This window comes from Barnesiella sp. An55, assembly GCF_002161555.1.
In the GTDB taxonomy this organism is placed as follows: domain Bacteria; phylum Bacteroidota; class Bacteroidia; order Bacteroidales; family Barnesiellaceae; genus Barnesiella; species Barnesiella merdipullorum.
Map to the genome: position 1 here is coordinate 112,310 of NZ_NFHZ01000012.1, position 7,882 is coordinate 120,191.

Consider the following 7,882-nt stretch of genomic DNA (forward strand, 5'->3'; position numbering starts at 1 on the left):
CATAATAGACCAACGGGATGTAGCTTCCACGGAGTTTATGAGTGGGAGCAGTCGGTTTCGGTATGCCCGAAACACAAACTTGCTCCCCTCAAAACTCCGTTGGATTGGTTCAGGGTAACTCTGAATTGCGCCCCGTCAATCCACCTCTTAATTCTCAGAGTTTACGCCATGCCTCGATGTCTTCCCCATAGGTGGTAAGGTGCTGCCGCGCGATGTTTTCCACCAGTCCAGACACGCTCATCCTGCGCTCGCCGAACATGCGGACGATGCGGTCAAGGGCATCGCGCGTGCTGCGGCTGAGAAATACGGGCTTGCGGTCTTCAATGGACGGAACAAGGAGGAAGGCTTCCTTGTACTCTTCCAATGATGCACGGCGTTGCTTGCCGCTGATGCGGCGTACCACTTGCGGAGTTTCATCCGCCTGTTCCTGTACGGTTTCACCTGCCTGCTCCAGTACAACCTCGCTTGCCTTTTCCGGCTGTTCCTTTGTGTCGGCAGGCTGTGTGTCGGGCTTCAGTGTTTCCATACTCGGCTTGCTGCCTAAAAAATCCTGCAATGCTGCATCCATGCTCTGGTTGCTTAAATTTTTCTTCATACTTGCTTGAATTAAATGTTTAACAATGTTGGTCGTTGTGCGCACAGTTGACCGATTATCGGTTGCAAAGGAAACGCCTGTATTGCAGGCAGTCAAACGAATGGATTGGCTGTGGCAACAATGTTCGGTTTTGCACTTTACACATTGCCGGAACGGTTCGTGCTGCGCCGTTTTGCCATTGTGCGAGAAATGGCATTAGGATTTTTAATGGCTTAATTGGAATGGTTGGAACAGATTTAAGGACATGGCTTGGCGTGAAACAGATGAAGCTCCTTTCAAGAAGTATAGGAATCCGAAGAACGCCACAAGCTACCACACCGACGCCAAATGCTGCCACGCAGGTGCAAAGTAGTTGGATTATGCCGGACTTCGCTTTTCTTTGCACCACGGACGCTTGGAACAGCTGTCACGGGTTCGACGGATAACGCCACTCCCGACCACTTGCTGCCACAAGCTGCCACCTTATTGCAAATCCATTGTTCCATGCGAACAACGAATTTACTTTGCAGGCAAAACGGATTATTCACACTAAAATCAGTATAAGAAATGAATGTAGTAATTATTTCGAAAGAAAAGTACGAAGAGATGGTCGGCAAGCTCAACCGCCTGTCCGACCGGGTAAATGAAATCCTCCGCAAGAGGGAAGGGAAATGGCTCAGCCGTTGGATGGACAACCAAGAGGTCTGCCAACAGTTGCGCATCAGTCCACGCACCTTGCAGACGCTCCGCGACAACGGTACGCTGGCTTACTCGCAGATAGGGCACAAGATTTTCTACAAGCCGGAAGACGTGCAGCGCATCGTCCGGCTCGTGGAGGACAGGCGTAAGGATGCAGCCTATCGTGGCTGTAGCATCTAATCAGACAACACAATGTACAACCACTAAATCCACTGTAATTTATGAACGACTTGATTCTTGCCGACCGTGAACTGGAGGTCGGCTTCATCGGACAACTGGATGCCCTGCTTGAAGGCATCGAAAGAATGGATGCGAGCCATAAGGCTTCGCCAAGTAACGAACAGTTCCTGACGGACAAGGAAGTGTCGGCATGGCTCAAGGTGAGCCGCCGTACCTTGCAGGACTACCGCAACAACGGGATGGTATCCTACTACCAGTTGGGCGGCAAGATTCTGTACAAGGAATCGGACATAGAAAGAATGGTGATGAGCGGGTATCGGAACGCCTACCGCTTGGATACGTGATTAGACACATGCAAAAACAGAGAAAGCCGATGGCGGCAGATAACTGCCCGGCCATCGGTTTTCTCTTTACAGGAAGGTCGTTTCGCTTCATTCTAACACGTGTATCGTGGATGGGTATCAGATAGCGAAAAGAACAAATGGATGGAATCTCCCCTATTGAAAGAACAGAGTTTTCCCATGATGAACCGCCGGAAAGCCATACTCTCCCTACTTCTCAACTTAAAGGAAACGGCAATCACCATTTCAAGGCTGTAAACATCATAATTAATCCCATTGTCCTGCCTGATGTACCGCTTCGTTTCGCTTTCCAGCAATTCCATGTTTTTGTAGATAGTGTGTACAGCCTTACGAATGTGATAGCCGAACACATTGAACGCATCGGACATTTCCTGCTGCGTCATCCAAACGGGAGCGGTCGGCATCGTGACCGCCCCGTTTTCATTGATTGTGATTATTCCTCTTTCCATGTCCGCATCATTTTTCATTGTCTGAATTCCGTTTACATTCCTTTTTCCAGCCGCTGTAATTGCCGCATTTGAACACACGCGATGGCATCCCGTCATCAGGCAGGGAGAACTTGCCTTTGGTGGTCTCGGACAATACAGCCAAGTCACGGCTCACCTTCTGGTTGGTGATTTCCGCATAGATTTGCGTGGTGCGGATGGAGGAATGCCCCATCATCTTGCTGATACTTTCTATCGGCACGCCGTTGTTCAGGCAAATCAGGGTTGCGAAGGAGTGACGGCTTTGATAGTAGGTAAGATGGCAGTCCAAGCCACATTGTTCGGCAATCATTTTCAGGCTGCGGTTGAGGTTTCCGGTGATTGGCACATAAAACAGTTTGCCGTCCTTGCCTTCTCCGCGATATTTCTCAATGATGCGCAAGGGTATGTCCAACAATTTGATATGGCACTCCATCTTGGTCTTCTGACGTGCGATGTGAATCCACTTGCTACCGTCCTCCTTCGTGATGATGTTGTCCTCCGTCAGATTCGCCAAGTCTGCCCTCCCGATGCCCGTGAAAGTCGAAAAGACGAACAAGTCCCTCGTATGACAAAGTCGGTATGTGGGCAGCTTGGCTTTCAACAGCTTCTCAAACTGCTCACCCGTCAGGTAGCGGTGGTTCACCGGAACCTTCTCTATCTTGTGTCCCGCGAAAGGGTCGCGTTTGAGAATATGCTTCTTCAAGGCGAGCCGCGTCATCTTGTGCAGCAGGATGAGATAGTCGTTGTATGCCGACACTTTCAATCTCAGCACGGTGGAAAGGTAAAACGTGAAGTCGGTCATGAAACGCATGGTCAGCGAGCGCAACGGCATGTCCTCCATGTTGTACTTGTACTTCATAAAATTGTGAATGTGCTTGCGTGTGGTCAGATAGCGGACATAGCTGTGCCTTGTCCTGTCAATGCCCACACGCTTGGCATATTCTTCGTTATGTTCGTCCATTAGCGCAAGCAGGGTTTCCTTCACCTGCGACTTGCCCGTCACGGCGTTCTTGATGATTTCAGCCGACACGAAGCCGTATCTGTCCACATTCTCCTTGTAGGCGGCATGGGCTTTGGCTTCCAGTGCGGACAGGGCATCGTTTAGCCTGACCAGTTCCTTTTTCTTCTCGCAGTCAAGGCTTTCCTTGCGCCAGTCGGTGGAAGCCCTGCCCGTGTCGGCTTCCCAATACGCAGGCTCGACTTCCAACCCTGTAGAATACTGGCTGACCTTGCCGTCAAGGGTAATACGTCCCATGACAGGGCATTTGCCGTTCTTCTTCAACTTCTGTCGGTTGATGTAAAATAATAGCTTGAACGTGCTGCGCATGGCTTATCCCTCCATCATTTGTTTGACAATAGCCCTTTGTTTCCAACTCGGATTTACCCTGCGCCGGGTGTTGTCCTTGCGTATCGTGGAAGGGGATGCATCAATCCCGAACAGGGAGAACTTGCCGCCGATGGCTTCATTCAGCCTGTCCACGTCACGGTCAATCTTGTCCTGCGTGACTTTCGCATACCGCTGTGTGGTTTTGATATGCTTGTGCCCCATGATTTTGCTTACCGTTTCGATGGGTATTCCTTGCGATAAACAAATTATACTGCCGAATGTATGACGTGCCTGATGGAATGAAATCGGACGGTTGATGCCGCACATCACCGACATCTTTTTGAGGTGGCGGTTCATGCTTTCTTTCGTAAGCATGGGCAGCAATTTCCCGTCGGCATCCATGCCCTTGTATTTCTCCAATATGGCGAGCGGTATTTCCATCAGCCTTACACATTCGGGCGTTCCGGTCTTCTGCCGTTCGGTATGAATCCACAGGCTTCCATCCTCGGCTTTTACAAGGTTCTTCTCCGTCAACGCCCTCATGTCGCAGTAACAAATGCCCGTCCAACATGAGAACAGGAACATGTCCCTCGTGAAATTGCGGTTGGGCGTATCATAAGTCATGTTGGCGAACTTGCCCAGTTCCTCTTCCGTAAGGTACATCTGCTTGAACTCCGGCTTTTGTGGTCTGTAGCCTTTGAACGGGCTGAACGGGATAATGCCACGGAACACGGCAAGCATCATCACGCTTTTCAGGCGGTTTACATGTCCGAGTATGGTCTTGGGCATAAACCGCTTGACGGTGCGCATGTACATGTCGAAATCCTCGATGAAATTCTCGTCTAACTGCTTGACTGGCATGTCTGAAAGGTGGTACTTGTCTTTCAGGAAGGTGGCGAGGTGGCGGTAAGTGTTCGTGTAATGGTAATAGCTGGTTGCGGAACGGTTTACGCCCACGCGCAAGGCATATTCCTCATTATGCTCCGCAAACAGCTTCATGATGGTGTCCTGAGATTCCGCCAGCCCTTGGTAGGCGTTCTTCACTTCCTCTGCCGAAACAACCTCCTTGATGTCTTTAAGTTCGTTGAAACGCTGGCGCAACAACAATAGCGTGCGTTCAATCTCCCGGTTTGCCATGACCGCCATCCGGCTCTTGCCCGTACACCGTTGGGCAGTGGCGTTCCACAGCCTTACATCCACCTTGAACTTGCATGAGAACTGTGCGATAGAATTGTTCTTTCCCCTGACGGCTATCCTGCCCATGAGGGGCGACCGTCCGTCCTTGTCCTGTCCGCTGCGCTTGATGTAGAGCAGCACTTTCATTTCTGTCTTCATTGCCATAACTTTTTTGGTTGCAATATTAGTGATACATTGCCGACCGACAGAATTGGAAACGGGGCAGAACGGCGCAAACGGAACGGATGCTGCTAAATCTGCGGATTTGAAGCCATTGCCGCACGTATAATGCTTGTTTACAAGCATTAGGAACGCTGTTTTTCAGGCTTCAGTCAGGTTGCGGAACAGGTAATGACTTGGTAGCGGAAATCTTGCATTATCCTGCCTTTCCCTGCTGTTTGGCTGCAATGGCAAACGACTGCAAAACCGCTTGTTTACAACGGGTTGCGTTTGATTCTCTTTGTTCCTATCTCCCTTGCTTTGATGCTTCTTTCTTCCTTTACCGGTCTGGCTTTCATTGATGTGCAACAACTTTCCCCTGAGCATATCGTAAAAGACAACAACGGAAACCTGTGGATCAGGAAGCCACGTCAGAAAACAAAGAACATGTGCAATATTCCGCTGCTGGATATTCCTTTGGAAATCCTGAGAAAATATGCAGATTATCCTGCCTGCAAAAAGAAAGGAGTATTGCTGCCTGTTCCCTGCAATCAGAAGATGAACAGCTACCTGAAAGAGATTGCCGACCTATGCCTGATAAAGAAGAACCTGACTACCCACACCGCCCGTCACTCATACGCCACATCTGTCTGTTTGGCCAATGGGGTAAGCATTGAGAATGTAGCCAAAATGCTCGGTCACTCCAATATCAAGATGACGCAGCACTATGCAAGGGTACTCGACAGTTCTATTCTGAAAGATATGAATAATGTAAGGGATGTACTTTCAAATTGTCTGTAGCTTATGAAAAGAGAAATTATCCATATAACGGAGGATGGCAGGATTGTTATTCCTGCTGTCCATCCTGATAAGATTCGTATGGACGAAGCCGAACTTGTCGGCTTGTTCAATGTAGTTGCACCGACTTTAAGGGCTGCGAAAAGAAGAATATATAAACTTGGGATATTGCAACCATTCACCGCAGAACAACGTATTCCGTTAAAAGAGGGATATCAGGTAGTCTATAACCTGGAAATGATATTTGCGCTTGCCTTTCAGATTAATACTTATCCGGCCCAACAATTACGTGAGTATATAATCAGCAGACTGTTCCAATCTGAAAAGTCAATGGTTATCTGCATGGTGAATGGAAATCATAAGTCATATCTAAAATGCTGATAAATATTGATTTCACTATTTCATGCGGATAATAAGCCGCAAATTTTGCGGTTAATTATCCGCAAAACCGTATATTTGCAAAAAACAGTGATGCCTATGTATATACATGAACATAAAGAATGGCCTTCCTTTTCGTGGAACAAGGAACTTGTCGGTGAGAAACTGAACAAGGTAAATAAGGCTGTCGGTTATCTGATGGGACGCCTTAGTGTAATCGGTTTTAACGACAAGATGTCTGCCGTAGTTGAATCCATCTCTCATGACATCATTGCATCATCAGAAATTGAAGGAGTGGAATTGAACAATGAGCAGGTACGTTCATCTGTAGCCCGCAAACTCGGAGTACAACTACCGAATCCGACCGAATCCTCACGATATATAGACGGAGTAGTGGAAATGGCACTTGACGCAACCGTCAATTTCAACAGTCCGCTGACCCATGAAAGACTCTTCGGCTGGCACAACTGCCTGTTTCCTACCGGATGGAGCGGTCCAACGAAAATAGATGTTGCCCGATACCGCAGTGGAGATATGAAAGTTATTTCTGGAATGTTCGGTCGGGAAAAGGTACATTATGTAGCGCCTGCTCCTGAAAGAATAGACGAAGAAATGAATCGGTTTCTGGACTGGTTCAATTCAGATGCACATAACGGTTATGTGAAATCTGCAATAGCCCATTTGTGGTTTGTCTGCATCCACCCTTTCGATGACGGAAACGGACGAATCGGACGAGCCATTGCTGATATGGCACTTTCACAGGCTGAAAACTCAAAGATGCGTTTCTTCAGTATCTCCCATCAGATAAACAAGGATAAAAAACAGTATTACGACATATTGGAGAAAACACAGAAGGGAGATTGCGAAATTACTGAATGGATCATCTGGTATCTTGACTGCCTGCTCCGTTCCGTCGAGCAATCCGACGAAACATTGTCAAAGGTTCTTAATAAGGCCATATTCTGGCAAACCCATGCCGAAACAGTCCTGTCCGAACGACAACGTGAAGTCTTGAATTTATATTTGGACGGTTATCCCGGCAAACTGACGGCTAAGAACTGGGCAAAACGTGTAAAGGTATCACCGGATACAGCAGCACGCGATATAAAAGATCTGGTAGAAAAGGGTATTCTGATACCCCAGCAGGGGCGGGTTCGTGACGTATTCTACGGAATCCGGTGCAATGAGTCTATCATTGTCATCCCCATGCCGGAAGATGTATAATCGTTCATCATACAAGCATAAAGGCTGTGTGCCGGTCTAGATAAACCGATGTCACACAGCCTTTATGCTTATCTTTTATTTACCACTCATATATGCTTCACGATAATTCTCCTGAAGCATTTTCTCAATATCACTCTCCCGGTAAAGGATTTTACCTCCCAACTGGTAATAAGATATTCTTCCTTCATTACGATAATCCTGAAGCGTACGTCTGCTCAGTTTTAATTGTGCCGACACTTCCTTATCGGTCAGATAGCGTTCGCCACCAAGTACGGGACGGTTTCCGACCGCCAGATTCTCAATCCCGACCAGCATACGGTCAAGACTTCCCATGATACGGTGTACCCATTCTCTGCTGTCTGTTCTCAGTTCACTCATGTTATTATGGATTTAGTGGTTATTGTTTAACTGTTATATATTAACGTGAGTTCGACGAATTCAAAACAAAGCGAGCTGTGTGTCAATAGTTCTTGTAACATTGATACACGGCTTCTTGGGAAAGCAACAATATGCAGCAATTGCACCCAACAGGTTTACG

Annotated in this window: 10 protein-coding genes and 1 pseudogene; 5 read left to right on the forward strand and 6 right to left on the reverse strand. The window is 47.8% G+C overall.

Annotated elements, in window-relative coordinates; all coding sequences use genetic code 11:
- Window positions 1-154 precede the first annotated feature (154 nt).
- Window positions 155-595, reverse strand: coding sequence for a DUF3408 domain-containing protein (locus tag B5G10_RS08650; RefSeq protein ID WP_087424346.1), 441 nt, complete (start codon window positions 593-595; stop codon window positions 155-157).
- Between the two features lie 546 nt (window positions 596-1,141).
- On the opposite strand from B5G10_RS08650, the gene B5G10_RS08655 reads away from it, so the two are divergent.
- Together B5G10_RS08655 and B5G10_RS08660 are read left to right on the forward strand one after the other, a co-directional pair.
- Window positions 1,142-1,453, forward strand: coding sequence for a helix-turn-helix domain-containing protein (locus tag B5G10_RS08655; protein WP_087424336.1), 312 nt, complete (start codon window positions 1,142-1,144; stop codon window positions 1,451-1,453).
- Window positions 1,454-1,494: 41 nt separating this feature from the next.
- Window positions 1,495-1,797 (forward strand): helix-turn-helix domain-containing protein, encoded by a 303-nt coding sequence (locus B5G10_RS08660; protein WP_087424337.1) that lies wholly within the window; start codon window positions 1,495-1,497, stop codon window positions 1,795-1,797.
- A gap of 92 nt (window positions 1,798-1,889) precedes the next feature.
- Here B5G10_RS08660 and B5G10_RS08665 read toward each other — a convergent pair whose 3' ends face one another.
- The 3 genes from B5G10_RS08665 to B5G10_RS08675 are packed head-to-tail and all read right to left on the reverse strand — an operon-like array spanning window position 1,890 to window position 4,944.
- Complete coding sequence (locus B5G10_RS08665; protein WP_087424347.1) at window positions 1,890-2,264, reverse strand: transporter; 375 nt, start codon at window positions 2,262-2,264, stop codon at window positions 1,890-1,892.
- A 7-nt stretch (window positions 2,265-2,271) separates the two neighbouring features.
- Window positions 2,272-3,609, reverse strand: coding sequence for a site-specific integrase (locus tag B5G10_RS08670; protein ID WP_087424338.1), 1,338 nt, complete (start codon window positions 3,607-3,609; stop codon window positions 2,272-2,274).
- A gap of 3 nt (window positions 3,610-3,612) precedes the next feature.
- The gene (locus tag B5G10_RS08675) at window positions 3,613-4,944 is read right to left on the reverse strand and encodes a site-specific integrase (protein ID WP_087424348.1); all 1,332 of its coding nucleotides are present in this window, start codon (window positions 4,942-4,944) and stop codon (window positions 3,613-3,615) included.
- Window positions 4,945-5,265: 321 nt separating this feature from the next.
- Between B5G10_RS08675 and B5G10_RS08680 the strand changes: the two genes are divergently transcribed.
- The 3 genes from B5G10_RS08680 (at window position 5,266) to B5G10_RS08690 (ending at window position 7,344) form a co-directional block, all read left to right on the forward strand.
- The gene (locus B5G10_RS08680; RefSeq protein ID WP_343285889.1) at window positions 5,266-5,745 is read left to right on the forward strand and encodes a site-specific integrase; all 480 of its coding nucleotides are present in this window, start codon (window positions 5,266-5,268) and stop codon (window positions 5,743-5,745) included.
- A gap of 3 nt (window positions 5,746-5,748) precedes the next feature.
- Entirely contained in the window at window positions 5,749-6,123 is a 375-nt protein-coding gene (locus B5G10_RS08685; protein ID WP_087424339.1) for a hypothetical protein, read from the forward strand.
- A 96-nt stretch (window positions 6,124-6,219) separates the two neighbouring features.
- On the forward strand, window positions 6,220-7,344 hold the full coding sequence (locus B5G10_RS08690) for a Fic family protein (RefSeq protein ID WP_164470660.1): 1,125 nt from the start codon (window positions 6,220-6,222) through the stop codon (window positions 7,342-7,344).
- Between the two features lie 75 nt (window positions 7,345-7,419).
- Here the strand turns inward: B5G10_RS08690 and B5G10_RS08695 are convergent, their stop codons facing one another.
- Window positions 7,420-7,722, reverse strand: a complete 303-nt coding sequence (locus B5G10_RS08695; protein WP_022459656.1) for a helix-turn-helix domain-containing protein — start codon at window positions 7,720-7,722, stop codon at window positions 7,420-7,422.
- Between the two features lie 60 nt (window positions 7,723-7,782).
- Window positions 7,783-7,882 (reverse strand): annotated as a pseudogene (locus B5G10_RS12850) (IS982 family transposase); the annotation flags it as partial.